18 protein-coding genes and 3 tRNA genes are annotated in these 22,430 nt (G+C 32.0%); 11 read left to right on the forward strand and 10 right to left on the reverse strand.

From position 1 onward, the window contains the following. The 3 genes from ABWO04_RS00005 to ABWO04_RS00015 all read left to right on the forward strand — a co-directional run. On the forward strand, nucleotides 1–597 hold a 597-nt coding region (locus tag ABWO04_RS00005; RefSeq protein WP_353076414.1), incomplete at its 5' end, for an endonuclease. Nucleotides 598–720: 123 nt separating this feature from the next. Next, entirely contained in the window at nucleotides 721–1,329 is a 609-nt protein-coding gene (locus ABWO04_RS00010; RefSeq protein ID WP_353076415.1) for a YkgJ family cysteine cluster protein, read from the forward strand. A 71-nt stretch (nucleotides 1,330–1,400) separates the two neighbouring features. Beyond that, the gene (locus ABWO04_RS00015; protein ID WP_353076416.1) at nucleotides 1,401–1,997 is read left to right on the forward strand and encodes a YkgJ family cysteine cluster protein; all 597 of its coding nucleotides are present in this window, start codon (nucleotides 1,401–1,403) and stop codon (nucleotides 1,995–1,997) included. 5 nt (nucleotides 1,998–2,002) lie between these two features. On the opposite strand, the gene ABWO04_RS00020 is transcribed toward ABWO04_RS00015, so the two are convergent. Beyond that, complete coding sequence (locus ABWO04_RS00020) at nucleotides 2,003–2,845, reverse strand: AraC family transcriptional regulator (RefSeq protein ID WP_353076417.1); 843 nt, start codon at nucleotides 2,843–2,845, stop codon at nucleotides 2,003–2,005. Between the two features lie 151 nt (nucleotides 2,846–2,996). Between ABWO04_RS00020 and ABWO04_RS00025 the strand changes: the two genes are divergently transcribed. Genes ABWO04_RS00025 through ABWO04_RS00045 form a run of 5 tightly spaced genes read left to right on the forward strand, consistent with a single transcriptional unit; the run spans nucleotide 2,997 to nucleotide 10,083 of the window. Continuing rightward, nucleotides 2,997–3,812, forward strand: coding sequence for a phytanoyl-CoA dioxygenase family protein (locus ABWO04_RS00025; protein WP_353076418.1), 816 nt, complete (start codon nucleotides 2,997–2,999; stop codon nucleotides 3,810–3,812). Then, nucleotides 3,802–4,644, forward strand: a complete 843-nt coding sequence (locus ABWO04_RS00030) for a sugar phosphate isomerase/epimerase family protein (RefSeq protein ID WP_353076419.1) — start codon at nucleotides 3,802–3,804, stop codon at nucleotides 4,642–4,644. The genes ABWO04_RS00025 and ABWO04_RS00030 overlap by 11 nt, the downstream gene beginning before the upstream one ends. Continuing rightward, nucleotides 4,596–6,014: a sugar porter family MFS transporter gene (locus ABWO04_RS00035; RefSeq protein WP_353076420.1), complete on the forward strand. Its 1,419-nt coding sequence runs from the start codon at nucleotides 4,596–4,598 to the stop codon at nucleotides 6,012–6,014. Before ABWO04_RS00030 ends, ABWO04_RS00035 begins: the two co-directional genes overlap by 49 nt. After that, a complete protein-coding gene (locus ABWO04_RS00040) occupies nucleotides 6,005–8,161 on the forward strand; it encodes a GH92 family glycosyl hydrolase (RefSeq protein WP_353076421.1) in 2,157 nt (718 codons plus the stop codon). Before ABWO04_RS00035 ends, ABWO04_RS00040 begins: the two co-directional genes overlap by 10 nt. A gap of 2 nt (nucleotides 8,162–8,163) precedes the next feature. Continuing rightward, entirely contained in the window at nucleotides 8,164–10,083 is a 1,920-nt protein-coding gene (locus tag ABWO04_RS00045; protein WP_353076422.1) for a beta-L-arabinofuranosidase domain-containing protein, read from the forward strand. Nucleotides 10,084–10,120: 37 nt separating this feature from the next. Here the strand turns inward: ABWO04_RS00045 and ABWO04_RS00050 are convergent. From ABWO04_RS00050 to ABWO04_RS00060, 3 genes are all read right to left on the reverse strand, one after another. After that, nucleotides 10,121–10,194 (reverse strand) — tRNA-Arg (locus ABWO04_RS00050). Nucleotides 10,195–10,267: 73 nt separating this feature from the next. Continuing rightward, a tRNA-Pro gene (locus ABWO04_RS00055) sits at nucleotides 10,268–10,342 on the reverse strand. 8 nt (nucleotides 10,343–10,350) lie between these two features. Beyond that, nucleotides 10,351–10,434 (reverse strand) — tRNA-Ser (locus ABWO04_RS00060). 254 nt (nucleotides 10,435–10,688) lie between these two features. Between ABWO04_RS00060 and ABWO04_RS00065 the strand changes: the two genes are divergently transcribed. Beyond that, nucleotides 10,689–11,867: an acetyl-CoA C-acyltransferase gene (locus tag ABWO04_RS00065; protein WP_353076423.1), complete on the forward strand. Its 1,179-nt coding sequence runs from the start codon at nucleotides 10,689–10,691 to the stop codon at nucleotides 11,865–11,867. An 11-nt stretch (nucleotides 11,868–11,878) separates the two neighbouring features. Continuing rightward, the gene (locus ABWO04_RS00070; protein ID WP_353076424.1) at nucleotides 11,879–12,640 is read left to right on the forward strand and encodes an NlpC/P60 family protein; all 762 of its coding nucleotides are present in this window, start codon (nucleotides 11,879–11,881) and stop codon (nucleotides 12,638–12,640) included. Between the two features lie 36 nt (nucleotides 12,641–12,676). Here ABWO04_RS00070 and ABWO04_RS00075 read toward each other — a convergent pair whose 3' ends face one another. Next, a complete protein-coding gene (locus tag ABWO04_RS00075; protein WP_353076425.1) occupies nucleotides 12,677–14,635 on the reverse strand; it encodes a KUP/HAK/KT family potassium transporter in 1,959 nt (652 codons plus the stop codon). Nucleotides 14,636–14,796: 161 nt separating this feature from the next. On the opposite strand from ABWO04_RS00075, the gene pheT reads away from it, so the two are divergent. Beyond that, nucleotides 14,797–17,226, forward strand: coding sequence for a phenylalanine--tRNA ligase subunit beta (gene pheT, locus ABWO04_RS00080; protein ID WP_353076426.1), 2,430 nt, complete (start codon nucleotides 14,797–14,799; stop codon nucleotides 17,224–17,226). A 194-nt stretch (nucleotides 17,227–17,420) separates the two neighbouring features. On the opposite strand, the gene ABWO04_RS00085 is transcribed toward pheT, so the two are convergent. The 5 genes from ABWO04_RS00085 to porQ all read right to left on the reverse strand — a co-directional run bounded on the left by ABWO04_RS00085 (nucleotide 17,421) and on the right by porQ (nucleotide 22,424). Beyond that, nucleotides 17,421–18,050: a hypothetical protein gene (locus ABWO04_RS00085; protein ID WP_353076427.1), complete on the reverse strand. Its 630-nt coding sequence runs from the start codon at nucleotides 18,048–18,050 to the stop codon at nucleotides 17,421–17,423. Nucleotides 18,051–18,122: 72 nt separating this feature from the next. After that, nucleotides 18,123–19,910, reverse strand: coding sequence for a 30S ribosomal protein S1 (gene rpsA, locus ABWO04_RS00090; protein ID WP_353076428.1), 1,788 nt, complete (start codon nucleotides 19,908–19,910; stop codon nucleotides 18,123–18,125). A gap of 175 nt (nucleotides 19,911–20,085) precedes the next feature. Next, nucleotides 20,086–20,628, reverse strand: coding sequence for a porin family protein (locus tag ABWO04_RS00095; RefSeq protein ID WP_353076429.1), 543 nt, complete (start codon nucleotides 20,626–20,628; stop codon nucleotides 20,086–20,088). Nucleotides 20,629–20,666: 38 nt separating this feature from the next. After that, entirely contained in the window at nucleotides 20,667–21,356 is a 690-nt protein-coding gene (gene cmk / locus ABWO04_RS00100; protein WP_353076430.1) for a (d)CMP kinase, read from the reverse strand. A 51-nt stretch (nucleotides 21,357–21,407) separates the two neighbouring features. Then, nucleotides 21,408–22,424, reverse strand: a complete 1,017-nt coding sequence (porQ, locus tag ABWO04_RS00105) for a type IX secretion system protein PorQ (RefSeq protein ID WP_353076431.1) — start codon at nucleotides 22,422–22,424, stop codon at nucleotides 21,408–21,410. Nucleotides 22,425–22,430 lie beyond the last annotated feature (6 nt).

Below are 22,430 nucleotides of genomic sequence, written 5' to 3' on the forward strand. Positions count from 1 at the left end.
GGAACTGTAACAGGCGGTTGGTATCCTGGAAATGAGTGGAAAGGTGATGTAGCAAGAATGATGATGTATATGTATTTAAGATATCCTTCACAATGCTTACCAATTAACGTTGGAACTGGAGCAACTGTTTCAACAGATACAAATATGATTCAATTGTTTTTGCAGTGGAATGCAGAAGATCCAGTTTCTGCTTACGAAGATAACAGAAATACATATCATGGAAATACTTCAAACACGTATGCACAAGGAAATAGAAATCCATTTATTGACAATCCTTATTTAGCAACTGTTATTTGGGGAGGACCTGCGGCTGAAAACAGATGGCCAACAGTATTTTTATCTTCTCAAAGTTTCATATCAGATTCAGCAGTTCAGATATACCCAAACCCAACAAATACTAATGAAATTGAAATTGCTACAGAAGAAAGCATTTCGAAACTTACTTTAATTAATGTTAATGGTCAAATAGTAAAAGAAGTTAGTAAGCCAATATTTAACCAAAACACATATAAAATAAATAATTTACCACAAGGATTTTATTTTTTACAAATTACCGCTGAAAAAGGAAATTTGACTAAAAAAATTATTGTGAACTAATTTAGTTTTTAAAATTATATTTTAAATCTCTAATTATTTTTTAGTTAGAGATTTTTTATTTTAGAAATAAATAGGATATCAACTCTTTTCGGATATTATTAAGCGTACATTCGTAAAAAAAATATGTCCATTGAAATTAAGGTTGCAGCTGTAGAAGAATTATTTAGAAAATTAGATTTAGAAATAAACACACTTCAAACAGAAACCAACCTACATTGTAATTCAGGTTGCGGTAAATGTTGTACGAAATTGGATATAGAAGCCTCACCGTTGGAATTTTTACCATGGGCGTTTCATATTTTTTTAAATGGCGATGCAGAAAAAGTATTAGCCGAATTAGAAATAAAAACTTCCAGTATTTGCCATATATACAATCCCTTGACCTTGTTAGATAAAGTAAACGGAAGTTGCAGTAATTATCCCTATCGCGGATTAATTTGTAGGTTGTTTGGTTATGCTGCAACCAAAGACAAATACGGACAGTTGCGGTTAGCCACTTGTAAAATTATTAAAACAGAACAAGTCGATAATTTCAAAAATGCTTCCAATCTGATTCAAAATGGACTTCCTGTGCCTATATTTACGGATTACTATATGAATTTATTTCAAATCGATTATCATTTAGGAAATATTATTTTACCAATTAATAAAGCATTAAAATATGCCATTGAAGAAGTATTGCAGTATTACGCCTATCGACCTTTACCGAATGGATTTAAAAATATTGCTTAACATTCATTTCATTATTGCTGTATATTGATTTGACAATTCTTTTTTAAAACGTAAATTCGCAAAAAAAAAGAATGTCAATTCAAAAAATGGTTCAGGATATTGAATTGTTGTTCGATACATTAGAAATCGAATTAAACAATTTTACCGCTACAACCCAATTATTTTGCAATAACGGTTGTGGAAAATGCTGTACAAATCCTACTATGGAAGCCTCTCCATTAGAATTTTTACCTTGGGCATTTCATTTGTTTAAAATAGGCGAAGCAGAAAATATACTTGAAAAACTAAACAATCACTCCAACCCTATTTGTTATAATTATAGTCAAACTTCAGAAATAAATTTAAATTTAGGAAGTTGTAGTACTTATAAATATCGAGGTTTAGTTTGCAGATTATTTGGATATGGAGCCGCAAGAGATAAATTTGCACAACTACGTTTGGCAACTTGTTCTATAATAAAAGACGAACAAACTAATAATTATAACGCCGCAAACGAAGCCATAAATAACGGATTATATGTTCCTATTTTTACAGATTATTATATGAAGTTATCTCAAATAGATTTTCGTCTTGGAAATACATATGTTCACATAAACAAAGCGTTACAAATGGCTTTAGAAGAAGTATTACACTATTATGCCTATAGAGATTTTCCTGAAGTAGAGTAAATAAATTAAATTGTTTTTGAGTTTCTATATTTTGATGGCGTCACTCCTTTTTTATTTAAAAAAACCCTATTGAAATAACTCAGTGTTTCAAAACCACAATCAAAAGATATTTGATTAATTGATTTTTCGGATTGAACCAATAATCGGCAAGCTTCATTGATTCGTAATTCATTCAAATAATCGGAATACGTTTTACCTGTCGCTTTTTTAAAAAACTTGCAAAAATTACTTTCGGTTAAATAAACAAGGTCTGCCACTTCTTTTAAGCAAATTTTATTATTAAAATTGTTTTGAATATAAAGACACACTTTATTAATTCGCATTTCGTTTTTCTTTGAAACTACGTTATGAAAAGTATTTGATGCGATGCGTTTTGTTTGTTTTTTTGATAAATCATCTAAAATAGAAATCAAATTAATAATTCGATCCATACCATTTGTAGTGGATAAATCAATTATTTTTGAAACTATCGACTCATCAGCCTCAAAACTAATTCCTCGTATTGCGTTTTCAAGCATATTTTTTATTGATATACTTTCATTTAATTCTAAAAACGGGGCAATAAATTCATTTGAAAACTGAATTACAACGGCATCAGAGTCTATATCATCATTCGATTTTCCTGACCATGTATGTGGTAAATTACTACCCAGTAATACTAAATCACCATCAGTAAAATACTCATATGAATCACCTACAATTCGATACCCTTTTCCTTTTACAATATAGGTTAATTCAAATTCTGGGTGATAATGCCATTTAAACTGAAAATAGGGAACTTGATACCGAAAAGCATGAAAACTTGATGTTCCTTTATTTGATTTGATATCTTCTAAAATAGCTTTCATAACAATAAATTGACATTATAACATAAAAATGAATAAAAAAAATTCAATATAGTGTTACAAATTAACAATTTTATGTTAAATCAAACAAACAAGTTTAAATAATTTTGAATATTAGCTTTTAATAAAATATTTACTTTTAATTCAATACACAATGCAATCAATATCAGAATTTCTTAACGAACCGTATTCATTGACTTCAGAACAAATTAATTTTTACCAAAAAAATCGATACATCAAATTGAAAGAAGTGCTAAATGAAGAAGCAGTTGATTTCTTCAATGAAGCGATTACCAAGCAAGTAAATATCATGAATCAAGAGCAAACGGCACTTGAAGAAAGAACAACTTATGGAAAAGCGTTTTTGCAATTATTCAATTTATGGTTAGAAAATGAAGTTGTTAAGGAACTGATTTTCAGTAAACGTATTGCAAAAATAGCATCAGATTTGATGCAAGTAAATGGTGTTCGATTATACCACGACCAAGCCTTATATAAAGAAGCAGGAGGCGGCATTACGCCTTGGCACGCCGATCAGTATTATTGGCCATTGGAAACTGATAAAACGGTTACGGCTTGGATTCCGTTACAAGCTACACCACTTGAAATGGGTCCGTTAGAATTTAGCGCTGGGAGTCACACAATAGTAGAAGGACGCGAGTTAGAAATTGGTGATGAAAGTGAAGAATTGATTCAGAAGAAATTACGTGTAACCGATTTTGAGCATGTGATTGAACCATTTGACGTGGGAGAAATTAGTTTTCATTCGGGTTGGGTTTTTCATCGTGCAGGTGCAAATGTTACCAACGAAATGCGAAAAGTAATGACCATAATTTATATGGATAAAGATATGAAATTAAAAAATCCTGAAAATCAAAATCAAATTCACGATTGGAATACTTGGTGTCCGGGCGCTAAAGTAGGTGAAATAATTAATTCGCCAATTAATCCTGTATTATATGCTGAATAATATGGAAATCAAATACATATGTACCTTTTGGGGTTGTGAACATCTTTCAGCAAAACAATTTCTATCAAATGTTTTGGAAAATGGCTACGATGGCGTAGAAATTAATTTTCCTGATGATGAACATTTTATCGCGGAATTTAATGCTGAATTAGAACGCATCAGAAATACTATAAACCCTAATTTTATTTTCATAGCCCAACAAGTGCTCCCTAATAAAAAAGAAACAGTTAACGAATATATTGATAGAATTACACAACGTTTAGAATTTTTAATCCAATTAAAACCAAATTATATTAATTCTCACACCGGAAAAGATTTTTTTGATTTTAGTGATAATTGTAAAATCATTGAAATCTGCAATAAACTTACAAGAGTTTCTGGAATACCTATTTGGCACGAAATTCATCGAGGGCGATTTTCATTTCATTTAAAAACATTAGTTAGTTACTTGGATATTTTTCCAAAAATAAATTTAATAGCCGATTTTTCACATTTTTCTGTAGTTTCGGAAAGTGATTTACACGATCAATACGATTTGCTTTCTAAAATATACTCAAATATTAAACACATTCATGCACGTATTGGTTTTGAACAAAGTCCGCAAGTAAACAATCCGTTTGCGCCAGAATGGAAAACCTATTTAGAGCAGTATTTAAGTTGGTGGAAAGAAATTATAGCTATTCAAAAGAATAAAAAAAGTGCAATTTGCACCATTACTCCAGAGTTTGGACCTTTTCCCTATATGCCTCAAGAACCATTTACTAAGAAACCGCTTTCTAATCAATGGGAAATAAACCTTCAAATGAAAAACTATTTACAACAAAATCTTTAAATCATATGGCTAAAAATAACAAAAACTACATTCTTTTTATAGCATTAAGCGCCGCATTGGGTGGCTTATTATTTGGATATGATACAGCCGTTATATCTGGTGCTATCGGAAATTTAACCGAATTTTTCCATTTATCGCCTGTTGAAACAGGTTGGGCAATTTCTAGCGCATTGGTGGGTTGTTTAATTGGTGCTTTTTTCTCCGATTTTTTAAGCGATACGTTTGGACGAAAAGTAACCATGCTCATTACAGCGATACTTTTCATTCTAAATTCTGTCGGAACGGCCTTCCCTACTTCGTTTACGATGTTTGTACTATTTCGTATTGTTGGTGGAATTGGTGTTGGAATTGCCTCTATGGTTGTACCTATGTATATTGCCGAAATTGCACCGCCTAAACGACGCGGCGCCTTAGTAGGAAACTATCAATTGGCTATTGTAATTGGTATTGTGGTGGTCTATTTTGTAAATTACTTTATCGCATTACAGGGTGATGCCAATTGGAATTTGAATATCGGTTGGCGATGGATGTTTGGCTCTGAAATTATTCCTTCGCTCCTATTTCTATTTTTTATTTTTCTAATTCCAGAAAGTCCTAGATGGTTGTTTCAAAAAGGTGAAACCAGCAAAGCTATTGCAATTCTTCAAAAATTAAATACGGCTGAAGAGGTAGCTCAAGTTCAATCTGAAATTGAAAATTCATTACATCAGGAAGATAAAAATCAATGGAAACATTTAGGTAGTCCTATGTTTAAAAAAGCACTTTTTGTAGGTATCGGACTTTCTATTTTACAGCAATTAACCGGAATTAATGCCATATTGTATTATGCTCCAGAAATCTTTAAAAGCTTAGGAAGTTCTACCGATGTTTCGCTGTTAGAAACCAGTATTCTAGGTGTTGTGAATTTAATTTTCACTTTGTTTGCCATTAAATTAGTAGATAAAATGGGTCGAAAACCACTGCTTTACATCGGTTCTATCGGTATGACTATTGCCTTAGCTGCGGTTGGTCTTTTCATTTATTTTGATGCTGTTGGTAATTGGGTCTTACCATTCTTATTGCTATTTATGGGCGCTTTTAGTATTTCTTGGGGTCCAATTGTATGGGTATTATTATCTGAAATTTTTCCAACTAAAATAAGAAGTTTAGCTTTGGCTATTAGTGTTTTCATTCAATGGGTGGCAAATTTTGTGGTAACTCAATTTTTTCCTACTTTAGTTGAAAACCAATGGTTGAAAGATCATTTTAATGGTGCATTTCCATTTTATTTGTTTTCTGTAATTTGCTTATTTTCATTATTTTTTGTTTGGAAAAAAGTGCCTGAAACCAAGAATAAAACCCTCGAACAAATGGATACTTTATGGAAATAAAAAAAATCAATTATTGTATATTGTTTTTGCTTACTATTTTAGGTGTAAATGCTCAAAACAATGCCAAGTTTGTAAATACTTTTATAGGAACTGATGGAACAGGCCATACGTTCCCAGGCCCTTCTATGCCTTTTGGAATGGTGCAACCGGGACCTGACAATTCAATTGAAGGTTGGAATCACACGAGCGGCTATCAATACAAAGACACGTTACTTTTAGGTTTTTCACAAATGCGTTTTAGTGGCACAGGAATTGGCGAAATGGGTAATATTCTTTTATTGCCGTTCAATCAAAATAAAATAAAATACAAGAATAGTTATCATAAAGACTCAGAAAAATCGAGTGTTGGTTATTACACTTTAACTAAGAAAGATGGTATTAAAGTAGAATTAACGTGTTCAGAAAGAGTAGCTTTTCATAAATATACTTATCCTAACAAACAAGCGCAATTGTTGTTGGATTTTCAACACGGAATTCAATTTTTAAACGATAGTTTGGTGTTAGAGAATGATATTAAAATTGAAAACAATACAACGATTTCAGGGTATTGTAAAACCAAAGGTTGGGTAACCAAAAAATATTTTTTTACGATACATTTTGATAGTCCTTTTTCTGCAATACAAGAGCTTCCGAAAGGTAAAAAGCAAAATGCACCGATATTTAAAATTGATTTTGATTTATCGGATAATAAAATTTTACTTACGAAAATTGCATTATCTACTGTTAGTATTGAAGGTGCACAATTGAACTTGAAATCTGAGATACTGCATTGGAACTTTGAAAAAGTAAAACTAAATGCCGAGAAAGTTTGGAATGATTATCTCAACCGAATTGACTTCGAAGCACCTCAAAAACAAAAAGAAATCTTTTATACTTCGCTATACCATTTATTATTACAACCCTCAAATATTGCCGATGTAGATGGCAACTATCGCGGCGCTAATGATGCAATCAATAATGCTACAAATAAGGAATATTACTCCACTTTATCTATTTGGGATATTTACAGAGGTGCTTTTCCGTTGTTGCAAATTATTGCGCCTGAAAAAATTGATGGAATTATAAATACCTTATTATTACATCACAAAGCCGCTGGATTTTTACCTATTTGGACGGCTTGGGGACAAGATAATTATTGTATGATTGGCAATCACGCAATACCGATGATTTTATCGGCTTATACTAATGGATTTATGGGTTTTGATAAAAACGAAGCATTCAAAGCTATGATTGAAACTTCAGCCAAAAGTCACATTAATTCCGATTGGGAATTGTATAATCAATATGGCTATTATCCCTTTGATAAATTAGATAATGAAGCGGTTTCAAGAACGTTAGAAAGTGGCTATGACGATTGGTGTGTAGCCGAAATGGCTGAAAAATTGAACGATAAAGCAACCTATTCAAATTTCACTAAAAGAGCTAATTTCTACAAAAATCTATTTGACACATCAACCCAACTCTTTCGAGGTAAAGATACCAATGGCAATTGGAGAACGCCATTTGACCCTTTGACAGCTACCTCACCCATGAACAATCCAGGCGATTATACCGAAGCCAATGCTTGGCAATACTTTTGGACTCCAGCGCAATATGATGTAAAGGGTATGAAAAATCTATTGGGAGGAACATCGGCTTTCACCAAAAAATTAAATGATTTTTTTACCATTGAAAGTGTCAATCCAAATAAATTTTTAGGACAAGAAGCCATGATTGGACAATATGCTCATGGTAACGAACCGAGTCATCATATAGTGTATTTATATGCTTTTTCCGATACACCAAAAGTGGGACAAAAATACATTCATAAAATTATCAACGAATTTCACAATAATACACCAGATGGAATGATAGGAAATGACGATTGCGGACAAATGTCGGCTTGGTATATTTTGTCTACGCTAGGTTTTTATCCTGTAAATCCTGCCAATGGCGAGTTTGTTTTGGGAGTGCCTCAAGTCAAAAACGCAACAATCCATTTAAAAAATAATAAAAAATTTACTATAAGTACATCTAATTTTTCTGAAGATAATAGTTATTCAAACACTCAAAAACTTAATAATAAAGAATTAAATAAACCAATTATAAACTATTCGGATATTATAAATGGCGGAACACTTATTTTTCAAATGACAAATCAATACTAATTATGAGAAATATTCATAAAACACTACTAATTTTGACTTTATTCTCTTTGACAATACATGGTCAAAACCAAAATAAAGTGGCTGAAAAATATCAAATACTACCTTTTGGAAGCATCAAGCCAACTGGCTGGCTGAAGACACAAATGCAAAAAGATGTTGATGGTTTTGTGGGCAATTTGGATAAATTGGTCCCTGACTTAATCAATGACCCCATTTATAGCTCTGGAAGACTTCACAAAAATAGTACGGTTAAAGATTTAGGGAACAATAAAGAAGGTGATGCAGAAGGTAGCGAACAATACAAATGGTGGAACAGCGAAACACAATCCAATTGGTGGGATGGGTACATTCGAAATGTAATCCTATTGAATGACAAAGCAGGGCTTAAAAAAGTAGAACAATATGTTCAAAAAGTTTTGAAATCGCAAGATGAAGACGGTTATATTGGCATTTACGATAAAGAATTACGTTACCAATTCAACTCTGAAAATGGCGAGTTATGGTCAAAAGCTACTATGTATCGTGGTTTACTGGCGTATTATGAGTATTCAAAAGACAAAAAAGTATGGAATGCTATTGTGAAAGCTGTAGATAATGTAATGACAAATTATCCAATAGGTAAATCAAGTCCGTTTGAATCAGGCAAAGCATTTAATGGTGGCGTATCACACGGATTAACGTTTACCGATGTTTTAGATAAAATGTATCAAATCACAGGCGATACAAAATATGCAGACTATGCCCTATTTTTATTTTTGGATTTTAGCAAAACCTATCAATCCGAAAAAGACGTTCAATTGAACAATATTTTAAATCCAAACTACAAGTTACAATCGCATGGTGTGCATACCTACGAGCATTTACGTCCATTATTAGTTGCCACTTATGCTGATAAAAATACTGAATTACAAAAAGCATTGGAGATTTACATTCAACGAATTGAGAACACCACAACACTAACAGGTGGGGCTATTGGCGATGAATGGATTGCCGAAAGAACTGCAGATGCAACCCATACAGGTTATGAATATTGTTCGTTACATGAATTATTAGACAGTTATACCGTTTTATTACAAAAGCAAGGAAATCCTAAAACGGCAGAAGTCATAGAGACTATTTTCTACAATGCAGCTCAAGGTTCTAGAAACCCGAATCATTCTTGTATTGCTTATTTAAAGACCGACAATTCGTATGAAATGATGGGTACAAAAAATGGTGAAGTGGAGCCTAACCGAAATCAAACCAGATACAAATATTCGCCCGCACATCAAGATGTAGCTGTTTGTTGCAATCCCAATGCTGGTAGAATTACTCCTTATTTCATTGAAAAATCATGGCTAAAAGAAAACGAAAATACGCTTGTAAATGTGCTTTTAATGCCTAATTCTGTAGAAACAAAAATTCAAAATCAATTCATTAAAATTGAAACAATTACCGAATATCCATATGAGAATAAATTTACTTTCAAGATTTCAAATCCTACTTATGCGCAACCTATAATCAAAATTAGAAAACCAGCATGGGCTAGTAAAGTTATAACTAATGAAAGCTATGTTTTGGAAAATGATTTCATAGTTATTGATAGAAAATTTGAAAATGAGGATAAAATTCAAATTGAATTTAAAACCGAAATTCAAATTAAAGTAGATGCAAATCAAGAGAAATACTTTAGCTACGGCGCATTGTTTTATGCAAAACCCATCGATGCTATTGAGCAAAGAGGAAAATCGTATTTCACTAATTTTAATGATTTAACCTATAAGCCAATTAATACCAATCGTTTTGAATTTATTGAAGAAAATCAAGCTTCCTTGAATAATGGTCAAATTATTTTGAATGCCAAAAATAAAACAACCAATCAAATAGAAAATATTAGACTTATCCCATTTGGCAAAACCATTTTAAGACAAGTTAGTTTTTAAAACAAAAAACCTCGATATAACTATCGAGGTTTTTTTGTGATCGCGCCAGGATTCGAACCTGGGACCTACTCATTAGAAGTGAGTTGCTCTATCCAGCTGAGCTACGCAACCTAAATTTTTATACTTTTGACAACCAAATGTTGTCGGGGGCTTGTCCCGATTCTATCGAGTTAGCCTATTTTTGTCGGGGTGGCAGGATTCGAACCTGCGGCCTCCTGCTCCCAAAGCAGGCGCGATAACCGGGCTACGCTACACCCCGAAAAAAAGCGGAGAGACAGGGACTCGAACCCTGGCGACAGTCACCCGTCGACAGATTAGCAATCTGCTCCGTTACCACTCCGGCACCTCTCCTATTAATTCCGCAAAGAATTATCCTTTTTTGCGGTTGCAAATATAGGATAACATTCTTTTATTTCCAATTAAAAAATAGTATAATTTTTAAATTTAAAACAAACCTGCTAAATATCAACATCATACAGAAAAAATCATATTGGACTTCTATTCATTTTTTCTTTTGAATGTCTATTATATCTCATTAAAAAAGCAATAAATTGTTTAAAATTTGGTAAAATTTTGTTACTTTCGCAAAACAAAATTGAAACAAAATGAATAAAAAAGTAGTAATTGTATCCGCTGTGAGAACGCCAATTGGAAGTTTTATGGGCGCATTATCAAGTGTACCTGCAACTAAATTAGGAGCAGCAGCGATTAAAGGTGCTTTAAATAAAATAAATTTAAACCCTTCTTTAGTAGACGAAGTAATAATGGGTAATGTGGTTCAGGCTGGTAATGGTCAAGCACCTGCTCGTCAGGCTGCATTATTTGCTGGATTATCTAATGAAGTAATATGTACCACTATAAATAAAGTTTGTGCATCTGGAATGAAAGCAGTAATGCAAGGCGCTCAAGCAATTATGGCTGGAGATGCAGAAATTATTGTGGCTGGTGGTATGGAAAACATGAGTTTAATTCCACATTATGCACATTTAAGAAATGGCGTAAAGTTTGGTCCTACAACTTTTGTGGATGGGATGCAAAAAGATGGGCTTATTGATGCTTATGATGGGAATGCTATGGGTGTTTCAGCTGATTTATGTGCTACAGAACATAGTATTTCTCGTGAAGAACAAGATAATTTTGCCATTCAATCTTACACACGTTCAGCTTCTGCTTGGGATGCTGGTAAATTTGATGCCGAAATTGTTCCTGTTGAAGTACCACAAAGAAAAGGAGATCCAATAATAGTTTCTAAAGACGAAGAATACACTAATGTAAAATTAGATCGTATACCTACTTTAGCTGCTGTTTTTACAAAAGAAGGAACAGTTACTGCGGCAAATGCTTCAACTATTAATGACGGTGCTGCTGCATTGGTATTAATGAGTGAAGAAAAAGCAAATGAATTAGGTTTAAAACCTTTAGCATTCATTAAATCATACGCAGATGCGGCACAGGAGCCTAAATGGTTCACAACGGCGCCTGCAAAAGCATTACCAAAAGCATTAGACAAAGCTGGAATAACCCTTTCGGATGTTGACTTTTTTGAGTTTAATGAAGCTTTTTCAGTTGTAGGCTTAGCTAATGCTAAAATTTTAGGATTAGATAATGATAAAATAAATGTTAATGGAGGTGCTGTTTCATTAGGTCATCCATTAGGATGTTCTGGTGCAAGAATTATCGTAACATTAATAAATGTACTTGAGCAAAACAATGCAAAAATTGGTGCTGCAGCTATCTGTAATGGTGGTGGTGGTGCTTCTGCAATTGTTATTGAAAGAGCATAAATTATAACGGCATGTTTGGAATTTGTAATTTAGGAATTGTACCCATACGAAGTGAAGCCAGCGATAAAAGCGAAATGGTTTCACAATTGCTATTTGGCGACACATTCAAGATTACAGAATCTACACCTAAGTGGACAAAAATTCAAACTACATTCGATACTTATGAAGGTTGGATAGATATCAAACAATTTCAAAAGATTACAGAAAACCAATACCTTATTTTAGAAAAATCAGAAACGGTTTTAAACGGCGAATTAATTGATTTTATTTCTTATGATTCGAATCAACTTATGCCTATTCCATTAGGTAGTAGCTTAAATTTTTTAGATAATAACGAAATTAATACGTCGAATTATCAATTTGAAGGTCAAAAAGAATGCGGCATAAAATCCAAAGATAATATTCTAAAAACAGCTTATTTATATTTAAACGCGCCTTATTTATGGGGTGGAAAAACGCCTTTTGGAATTGATTGTTCAGGTTTTACACAAATGGTGTATAAACTTAACGGGTATACCCTTTCAAGAGATGCCTCACAACAAGCAATTCAAGGAGAAGCATTAAGCTTTATTGAAGAAAGTGAGCCTGGAGATTTGGCTTTTTTTGATAACGATGAAGGAAATATAATTCATGTTGGAATTATGATGGAGAACAATTATATCATTCACGCTTCAGGAAAAGTTAGAATTGACAGAATTGACCATTTAGGTATTTATAATGTAGATACAGGAAGACATACTCACAAACTAAGAGTGATTAAAAAAGTGATTTAATAAAAAAGCCAGGACTAATATTCTGGCTTTTTTATTTTAATCTATTCTTGTTAATTTTAATGCTTTCGTCTCTGAAATTTTTAACGGAAACTTCTCAATAGTAACCGAACCTGGATCTAAACCAAATGCTTTTTCTTCCGATAAGCCTAATTTTTTCAATACATTATAGCCGTCTAAAATCAGTTTTTCATAGAAAGGCAAAGCATTGTCATACGACATGAATTTTTCTATTAATACAAATCTGAAATCGCTAATAATTTTATGTTTATGCAAAGAAGTATATCTACTTATTAAATCTACTTCTCCCCTTTTTTGCATGTCTTTTACAACTTGAGCAAACATTTTATTGAATTTTGGTGCAACTCTAAATCCTAATCTAAAATCGACACGGATAACATCATCATGAATAAATTCGCAAACTCTGTATTCCATTGTATACGGTTCATCTACAACATGTACGTGAGCAAACCAATAAATATCAGCACGTTTCGGACTATTATTAATAATAGAGTAAATAATTTTAGATTCAATTTCGTATCGGTTATCCGCACTTGTTAAATACACTAAATTTGTAGCGTATTTTGCAATAGATTCATCTCTACTTAAATCTTCTAAAACAGGTAAATATTTATCTAATTTCACAAATTCTACAAATCTGTTTCTAATTTTTCTTGCAAAATACCAACATGTCATTACGGCAAATAATACAAATGCAATAATTAAAGTAATGTATCCACCTTCGCCAAATTTATGCATACAAGCATATAAGAAGGCCAATTCTATAATTAAATACGTGATTACAATTACCCAAATAAAGGTTCTATTATATCTTTTAATTATCATATAAAAATTCAGCAATGTGGTTGTCATTAACATCGTTAAAACAATTGCCAAACCATATGCCGCTTCCATTGCAGCCGCTTTTTCAAAGTAAAGTACAATAAAAATACAACCTGCCCATAGTAACCAATTTAAAGACGGAATATATAATTGTCCGCGTAATTCTGTTGGATATTTTATTTTAACTTTTGGCCAAAAATTCAAACGAATGGCTTCATTAATTAAAGTAAATGATCCACTAATCAATGCTTGTGACGCTACAATTGCTGCTAAAGTAGCTATTGCAATTCCGAAAGGTAAAAACCATTCTGGCATTACTCCGTAAAAAGGATTTGTAATTCCAGCTTGTACTAAAGTTTGACCATCATGCTGAATTAACCAAGCGCCTTGACCTAAATAATTTAAAATTAAAGTTGCTTTTACAAAAATCCAACTAATTCTAATATTTTCTTTTCCACAATGTCCCAAATCTGAATACAAGGCCTCTGCCCCTGTTGTACATAAAAATACAGCACCTAAATATAAATAACCTCCGTGAATTGAAAGAAGCTTATAAGCATAATACGGATTTAAAGCAGATAGAATATCAACATTATTAATCGTTTGGATTAAACCTAAACCACCAAGCATAGCAAACCATACGAACATTACAGGTCCAAAAAACTTCCCAATAAATTTAGTTCCAAACTGTTGTATAGCAAATAACAACGTCAGAATTAAAATTACAATGTACATTATATATTTTTCTTCAAAACTTGGGTACATTGTCTTTACTCCTTCTATTGCTGATGAAACAGAAATGGGCGGTGTAATTATACCATCCGCTAATAACGTACAACCTCCAATTATGGCAGGAAACAACAACCATTTAATTTTGGCTTTTCTAATTAAAGCGTATAACGAAAAGATACCACCTTCTCCATTATTATCCGCTCGAAGCGTTAGAATTACATATTTTATTGTGGTCTGAAGTGTTAATGTCCAAAAAATACAAGAAATAGCTCCTTTTATGATATCTGAATCTATAGGATTTTTTCCAATAATTGCATTAAGAACATACAAAGGAGAAGTTCCAATATCTCCATAAATAATACCTAGCGTAACTAGTAAACCGGCTGCAGAAAGTTTGTGCAAGCCATGATGACCTTTTTCCATTTTGATTTTTATAAAACGAAATACAAAATTACAAAAACAATATGTTTCAAATTGAATTTTAGGGAAAAATATTTTACCAATAAATTCTGTATGAAGTACAAAAATTACTTTTAAATTCTAATCAAATACTTATCTTTGCAATCTTATTAAAATTTCGAAACATGCGTATTTCTTATAATTGGCTAAAACAATTTATTAAAATAGACTGGAAATCAGATGAAACAGCCGCTTTACTTACCGATTTAGGTTTAGAAGTTGAAGTTGTTGAAGCATTTGAAAGTGTTACCGGCGGCCTGAAAGGTATTGTAGTTGGACATGTATTAACTTGTGAAAAACATCCTGATGCCGATAAGTTAAAAATTACAACCGTAGATTTAGGTGACGGAAATCCACCAGTACAAATAGTTTGTGGAGCCAGCAATGTTGCGGCAGGTCAAAAAGTACCTGTAGCTACTATTGGAACAAAATTATATGATAAAGAAGGAAACGCTTTTGAAATAAAGAAAGGAAAAATTAGAGGGCAAGAAAGCCACGGAATGATTTGTGCCGAAGACGAAATAGGTTTAGGCACTAGTCATGATGGAATTATGATTTTAGCTGATGATTTAAAACCAGGAACTCCAGCAAGTAAAGTTTTTAACATTGAAGTAGATGAAGTTTTTGAAATTGGATTAACTCCAAATCGTGCAGATGCCATGAGTCATATGGGAGTTGCTCGTGATTTAAAAGCAGGTTTATTACAATCAAACGTAACTACTGAATTTATTACACCTTCTGTAAGTAAATTTAAAGTAGATAAAAGAACCTTAAAAATAGATGTAAAAGTTGAAGATGTTAAATTAGCGCCTCGATATGCTGGTGTAACTATTTCAGGAATTACAGTAAAACCTTCACCAAGTTGGTTACAAAACCGATTAAAAGCAATTGGACTTACTCCAAAAAACAATATTGTTGACGTAACAAATTATGTATTACACGAATTAGGGCAACCTTTACACGCTTTTGACGCCAATAAAATTAGTGGTAATAAAATTATTGTAAAAACAGTTTCAGCCGATACAAAATTCACAACTTTAGATGGTATAGAGCGTGCATTACATGAGGAAGATTTAATGATTTGCGATGAATCTGGACCTATTTGTATGGCTGGTGTTTTTGGTGGTGCCAATTCTGGAGTAACGGAAACTACAACTAATATTTTCTTAGAAAGCGCTTATTTTAATCCTGTTTCTGTAAGAAAAACGGCAAAAAGACATACTTTATCAACGGATGCGTCATTCCGATTTGAAAGAGGAATTGATCCACAAATAACAGACTATGCGTTAAAACGTGCTGCTTTGTTAATCCAAGAAGTTGCAGGTGGCGAAATTACTTCAGATTTAATTGACATTTATCCTAAAAAGATAGAAGATTTTAATGTTTTTCTATCTTTTGAAAAAGTAAATAAACTTATTGGTGAAGAACTTAAAAAAGAAACCATTAAAAATATTTTAGCTTCATTAGATATTAAAATCAATAGTATTTCTGATGCTGGTTTAGGTTTAAATATTCCTCCGTACCGTGTAGATGTGCAAAGAGAAGTTGATGTTATTGAAGAAATTCTTAGAGTTTTTGGTTATAACAACATTAAAATCCCTAATAAAATTAATGCATCGGTTTCAAATTCTTCAAGAACAGAAGAATTTAAAGTGCAAAATATAATTGCTAATCAATTGTGTTCATTAGGATTTAATGAAATGATGGCCAATTCTTTAACAACTTCGAGTTACATCGCCTATTCAGAACAAATTCTTTCAGAGGAAACCGTTACGATGTTAAATCCATTAAGTAATGATTTATCTGTAATGCGTCAATCATTATTGTTTTCAGCTTTAGAAGCGGTTTCTTATAATATTAATAGAAGAAATTCAGATTTAAAATTATTTGAATTTGGAAAAACATACCATAGTATAGAAGGAAAATATTCAGAAAAAAAGCATTTGACCATTACAATGTCTGGAAATGCAACTTCTGAAAACTGGAATGTTGCTCAAAAACCAAGCGATTTCTTTTTATTTAAAGGATATATTACTGCTATTTTGTCAAAATTAAATATCGATACGAAAGTTAAAACGGTTCCTGTTACTCATGATGTTTTTGCTGAAGGAATGGGTTTCGCTATTGGAAATGAAGTGATTGTCGAATTAGGAACCATTAAAAAATCAGTTTTAAAACAATTCGACATCAAACAAGATGTGTTTTATGGAGATGTAAATTGGGATGCCATTCAAAAATATGTTTCAAATAAAATAAAATTAGTTGATATTCCTAAATTCCCAGAAGTAAGAAGAGATTTAGCGCTATTAGTAAATCAATCTGTAACTTTTGAAGAGTTATATGTAATGGCAAAACAAACGGAAAAATCGTTATTGAAAAATATCAACTTATTTGATGTGTACGAAGGGAAAAACCTACCAGAAGGGAAAAAATCGTATGCCTTAAGTTTTGTTTTACAAGATACCTCAAACACACTAACAGATGTTCAGATTGATAAAATTATGAATAAATTACAAAGCAATTTCGAAACAAAATTTGAAGCGGTTTTAAGATAAAATAATTATAATAGAATATATAAATCCTTTTAATTTAAAACTTAAAAGGATTTTTTTTGTCCATTCTGAAATTCTGAACTTGTTTCAGAATCTAAACAATATAGAATCTGAAACAAGTTCAGATTGACAACTTATTATTTAATAATTTATTTTTGTGAAGCTCTGTACTTTCTCTGCGAATCTCAGCGTTATTTCTATTTTAAAAAACCTACCGCTTTTATTTCTTTATGAATTTGAAGAATATTTTCTGGTATTTCTGCCTCTAAAATCCAGTTGATATCTAAACTGTTATAGTTTGCCGATTTTAAAAGCATCTTGTCCTTAGAAATATTGACTCCTAACCTATTCAAATCTTCTTTAAAATCCAAAAGAAAATCTTCGTGAAGTGCCTGATTTAAAAGTAAAATTTTAAAAGCTCGAACAATTACATAATTATAAAATTTAGTAGATTTTTGTGGTTTTGAATGTGTTAATGAAAAGGCATTTTGCTCAATAACTTCATTTAGCATTTGTAAATTCAAACTAATTTCTCCAAACTTATCTTTTGTAATTTTCACGTGATGCGAAATTTTTCCGCTGATGTTACGCATTTCAATTGCTATATAATCTAATGAGTGAAAATTTTCAGAAAAACGATGAATTTGTTTAGAAATATTTATTTCCATTATTTTTCGTTTGTCTTCTATAGAATCGGTGTCTACCAACTCAAAATATAATTTTTCTGCTAAATCCAAATCTCGTCGTAACAATCTTAAAATAAGTTTGTCTTTCTCCTTTTCTGGTAATTCTTGCAGTGCTCTTTTGAAGTCGATATCTTTAAACATAACGTTTGATTGTATTAATAAAAAAATCCCAACCATTTCTGATTGGGATTGTTTTTGTATAAAATTAGAAAATTATTTTTTCTCTGATTTTTCCATTTTTGCTTTTAACTCCATTAATGCATCGATATCTCCTAAAGTAGATTTTTCAGCATTGTTTGAAGATGAAGCTACATTGTTATTGCTAGATTCGTTTGAAGCAGCTTTGAAGTTTTTCTCTTCTTCTTCTCTGAAAGTAGCAGTATGTGAAGCAACAATTCTTTTGAATTCTTTGTTAAATTCGATAACTTTAAATTCAATTGAATCACCTTTTTTCAATTTTTTACCATCTTCTTTTTCTAAATGACGCGTTGGAACAAATCCTTGAACGTCTTCAGAAAATTCTACAGTAGCACCTTTATCAACAATTTCAGAAACAGTACCAGTGTGAACTGTACCTACTGCATAAGCAGCTTCGTGTTTGTCCCAAGGATTATCTAAAGTTTGTTTGTGACCTAAAGATAATTTACGAGCTTCAACATCTAATTCTAAAACTACAACATCTAATTTGTCACCAACGTTAACAAATTCTGATGGATGTTTGATTTTTTTAGTCCAAGATAAATCAGAAATATAAACTAAACCATCAATTCCTTCTTCTAATTCTACGAAAATTCCGAAGTTAGTAAAGTTTCTTACAATTCCTGTATGTTTAGAACCTACTGGATATTTCTCAGTAATTCCTGTCCATGGATCTTGTGTCATTTGTTTAATACCTAATGACATTTTTCTATCATCTCTATCTAAAGTTAAGATAACTGCATCTACAGTATCACCAACTTTAACGAAATCTTGAGCAGAACGTAAATGTGTAGACCAAGACATTTCAGAAACGTGAATTAATCCTTCAACTCCTTCAGCTACTTCAATGAAAGCACCGTAATCAGCTAAAACAACTACTTTACCTTTTACTTTGTCACCAACATTTAATTCAGCTGATAAAGCATCCCATGGATGAGCGTTTAATTGTTTTAAACCTAATTGAATTCTTGTTTTCTCGTCATCGAAATCTAAAATTACAACATTTAATTTTTGATCTAATTCTAATACTTCGCTTGGATGATTGATACGAGACCAAGATAAGTCTGTAATATGGATTAATCCATCTACACCACCTAAGTCAATGAACACACCATAAGAAGTAATGTTTTTAACTACACCTTCTAATACTTGTCCTTTTTCTAATTGACCGATGATTTCTTTTTTCTGAACTTCGATATCAGCTTCGATAAGCGCTTTATGAGAAACAACTACGTTTTTAAATTCGTGATTAATTTTCACAACTTTAAATTCCATAGTTTTGTTTACGTATTGATCGTAATCACGGATTGGTTTCACATCAATTTGAGAACCTGGTAAGAAAGCTTCAATACCAAATACATCAACAATCATTCCACCTTTAGTTCTACATTTAACAAAACCGTTAACAATTTCTCCAGTTTCGTTAGCAGAAATAACTCTATCCCATGCTTTGATTGTTCTTGCTTTTTTGTGAGATAATACTAATTGACCTGTTTTATCCTCACGGATATCAATTAATACTTCCACTTTGTCACCCACTTTTAAAGATGGATTGTAACGGAATTCGTTTAAAGAAATAACTCCTTCAGATTTAGCGTTGATATCAACAATAACATCTCTGTCAGTGATTCTTACAACTACTCCTTCTACTACTTCTTCGTCAGAAGTTGAGATGAATGTTTTTGATACTAAATCTTCAAATTCTTGAAGGTTACTTGCGTCAATAGGGTCAATTCCTTCAGCATAATTATGCCAGTTGAAATCTGCTAAAAACGACTCTTGGTCTTTGTTTAATTCAGACATGCGTGTTTAATTTGTATGTTGTGTTTTTTTTGAGTTTTATTGTGCAGGTTAAAACAACAACAGTGATTTACATAAATATTTGATTACCAATTGAAAACTCTACTCCGCCAAAAGGTGTGCAAAGATACTATTTTTTTGATAAATACAAATAATTTGTAGGAAAAAGTGACTGCAATTAAAACAATATTCCTAAAGAAAGTTGCACTACATTGTTTTTAATGTCTGAATTGGGTTGTAATTTTGTTAAGCCTACACAATATCTAGCTTGAGCAAAAATAGAATTCGTAATTTTCAATCCTAAACCTGCATTTGCTGAAGCATCAAATGTGTTGGATTTTTGAACATCAAAATTATTTTTTTCATTTAATAAGAAACCCACTTGTGGACCCATATCTAGTGTTATGCTTTTAGAAAGGTGAATTTGGAGCATTGCAGGTATAACGATATATCCCAACTCATTTTTATAATCAGCAAGTGCTGTCTCGTACGAAGCTCCTTGAGTAGTATAAAGCAATTCCGGTTGAAATGACAAACCTTTTGTTAGCCCAATTTTCGCTACAATGCCCGCATGATAATTTACAATAGCATTTGTATTTATTTTTGAACCCGTAACATTTGCATAATTCGCACCAGCTTTTATACCAAATTGAACACTTTGTGAATGACTAATTTGAATAAAAAACAAAATAGCAAAACAATTTATAATGACTTTTTTCATCTTTATTTAATTTTAAAATTATTTATTATTTTATAACATTACTCTTCTAACTTCTCATTCACCAACTCCATCACCAATTCAAATTGTTCTTTTTTAGTCAAGTCTGAATTGTCAATTTCAATAGCATCTTCAGCTTTTACTAATGGTGAATCTTCTCTGTGCGTATCAATATAATCTCGTTCTTGAACGTTTTGAAGCACTTCTTCAAACGTTACCCGTTGCCCTTTTTCAAGTAATTCATCGAAACGGCGTTGGGCTTTGGTTTGTGAACTTGCAGTCATAAATAGTTTTAAATCGGCATTCGGAAAAACAACGGTTCCTATATCACGACCGTCCATAACGATACCATTATTTTGTCCCATTTTTTGTTGCTGTTCCACTAATTTAGATCGAACTTCAGATATTTCAGCAATTTTACTTACTAAACGTGAGACTTCAATAGTACGAATGGCTTGTTCAATGTTTTCATTATTTAAAAACATTTCAGCAAATCCTAATGTTTCATTAAAATGAAATTGCAACGTAATATTTGAAAGATTTTTTATTAATTCTTCAGCATCTAAATGCGTATCAGTAACAAAATTATGTTGCATAGCAAAATACGTTACCGCACGATACATTGCACCGGTATCTACATAAATATAACCAAGTTCTTTAGCAATTTGTTTGGCTAATGTACTTTTTCCTGTCGACGAAAATCCGTCTATTGCTATGGTAATTTTTTTCATATTTTAAACATTTGTTTTCCCTTTGCCTTTTACCCAAAACCTTTAACCCTATTAATCTAGATTAATCATTAAACCAAAGATACTCGAATTTGCTGCAACCGTATAACGTGAATGTGAAAAATCAAATCGTACTTTATTAAATCGCAAACTAAAACCTGCTGAAATTCCAGAAAAATTTCTTTGATCTATAATATTTAATTCTTGTCCACGACGAAAATTATATCCTAAACGAATATTAAACGCTTTTTCTGGAAATAACTCCGCTCCTAGTATTACGTGACGTAACGCATTATTAAAAAACGATACCTTTTCGCCTTCGGAAGAACCATCTAAACTACTTTTTGCTCTATTCGGATTTGCAAAAGCAATATTCCATTGTTGCAAATTCTCAAAAGTTAGGTGCCATCTAATAGGTACATTTTCAACTAACTGTGAAATTCCTGCTGTAATTTCAAAAGGCAGTTTTTCTCTCGTAGTTTCATAAGGCGTAATTTGATAACCAATATTTCTAAATGATAATCCGTAATTAATATCATTTTTATCATCAATATATAAAAATCCAATATCTGTCGCCACACCAAATGAATTATAAGATTCTAATGCTGACGTAATTAATTTTACATTAGTTCCTGCATAAAAATTCGTCCATGGCAGATTATAAGAATACCCAAACGACAAAGCACCTTCTGATCCTGTAAAGCTGTTTGTAGTATTTCCTACTTCGTCATACCCATCAAAATTTCCGTAGTTTACATAATTCGCACCAATATGAAAAGTTTGCACATGTCTGTCCCACGTATAAGCATAGTTTGCAGTACCATAGGTGACTTCACCAAAATAATTACTATAACTGGTAGCCAATTGATTGTGCATTTTTGGGTTTATAGTTGCAGGATTGAAAATGGCTTGATTTACGTCGTAATCTACAATAGTTACCGTTTTTCCACCTAAAGCGGCTTGTCTTGGCGATTGAACTAAATTTAAAAACTGATATACCGACTGTCCTCCTACTTGTGCATAAATAGGCGAAACAAAGACAATAAATATCGGTAAAAGTTTTCTTAGCATGTTTCT

It is taken from the genome of Flavobacterium sp. (assembly GCF_040382755.1).
Lineage (GTDB): Bacteria > Bacteroidota > Bacteroidia > Flavobacteriales > Flavobacteriaceae > Flavobacterium.

What these genes read in the sequence shown, in the direction of transcription:
- ABWO04_RS00065 (WP_353076423.1), top strand. Translation starts at nt 10,689, where the DNA reads ATGAATAAAAAAGTAGTAATTGTATCCGCTGTGAGAACGCCAATTGGA.
- ABWO04_RS00030 (WP_353076419.1), top strand. Translation starts at nt 3,802, where the DNA reads ATGCTGAATAATATGGAAATCAAATACATATGTACCTTTTGGGGTTGT.
- pheT (WP_353076426.1), top strand. Translation starts at nt 14,797, where the DNA reads ATGCGTATTTCTTATAATTGGCTAAAACAATTTATTAAAATAGACTGG.
- ABWO04_RS00015 (WP_353076416.1), top strand. Translation starts at nt 1,401, where the DNA reads ATGTCAATTCAAAAAATGGTTCAGGATATTGAATTGTTGTTCGATACA.
- ABWO04_RS00020 (WP_353076417.1), bottom strand. Translation starts at nt 2,845, where the DNA reads ATGAAAGCTATTTTAGAAGATATCAAATCAAATAAAGGAACATCAAGT.
- ABWO04_RS00095 (WP_353076429.1), bottom strand. Translation starts at nt 20,628, where the DNA reads ATGAAAAAAGTCATTATAAATTGTTTTGCTATTTTGTTTTTTATTCAA.
- rpsA (WP_353076428.1), bottom strand. Translation starts at nt 19,910, where the DNA reads ATGTCTGAATTAAACAAAGACCAAGAGTCGTTTTTAGCAGATTTCAAC.
- ABWO04_RS00035 (WP_353076420.1), top strand. Translation starts at nt 4,596, where the DNA reads ATGGGAAATAAACCTTCAAATGAAAAACTATTTACAACAAAATCTTTA.
- cmk (WP_353076430.1), bottom strand. Translation starts at nt 21,356, where the DNA reads ATGAAAAAAATTACCATAGCAATAGACGGATTTTCGTCGACAGGAAAA.
- ABWO04_RS00010 (WP_353076415.1), top strand. Translation starts at nt 721, where the DNA reads ATGTCCATTGAAATTAAGGTTGCAGCTGTAGAAGAATTATTTAGAAAA.
- ABWO04_RS00040 (WP_353076421.1), top strand. Translation starts at nt 6,005, where the DNA reads ATGGAAATAAAAAAAATCAATTATTGTATATTGTTTTTGCTTACTATT.
- ABWO04_RS00075 (WP_353076425.1), bottom strand. Translation starts at nt 14,635, where the DNA reads ATGGAAAAAGGTCATCATGGCTTGCACAAACTTTCTGCAGCCGGTTTA.
- ABWO04_RS00085 (WP_353076427.1), bottom strand. Translation starts at nt 18,050, where the DNA reads ATGTTTAAAGATATCGACTTCAAAAGAGCACTGCAAGAATTACCAGAA.
- porQ (WP_353076431.1), bottom strand. Translation starts at nt 22,424, where the DNA reads ATGCTAAGAAAACTTTTACCGATATTTATTGTCTTTGTTTCGCCTATT.
- ABWO04_RS00070 (WP_353076424.1), top strand. Translation starts at nt 11,879, where the DNA reads ATGTTTGGAATTTGTAATTTAGGAATTGTACCCATACGAAGTGAAGCC.
- ABWO04_RS00045 (WP_353076422.1), top strand. Translation starts at nt 8,164, where the DNA reads ATGAGAAATATTCATAAAACACTACTAATTTTGACTTTATTCTCTTTG.
- ABWO04_RS00025 (WP_353076418.1), top strand. Translation starts at nt 2,997, where the DNA reads ATGCAATCAATATCAGAATTTCTTAACGAACCGTATTCATTGACTTCA.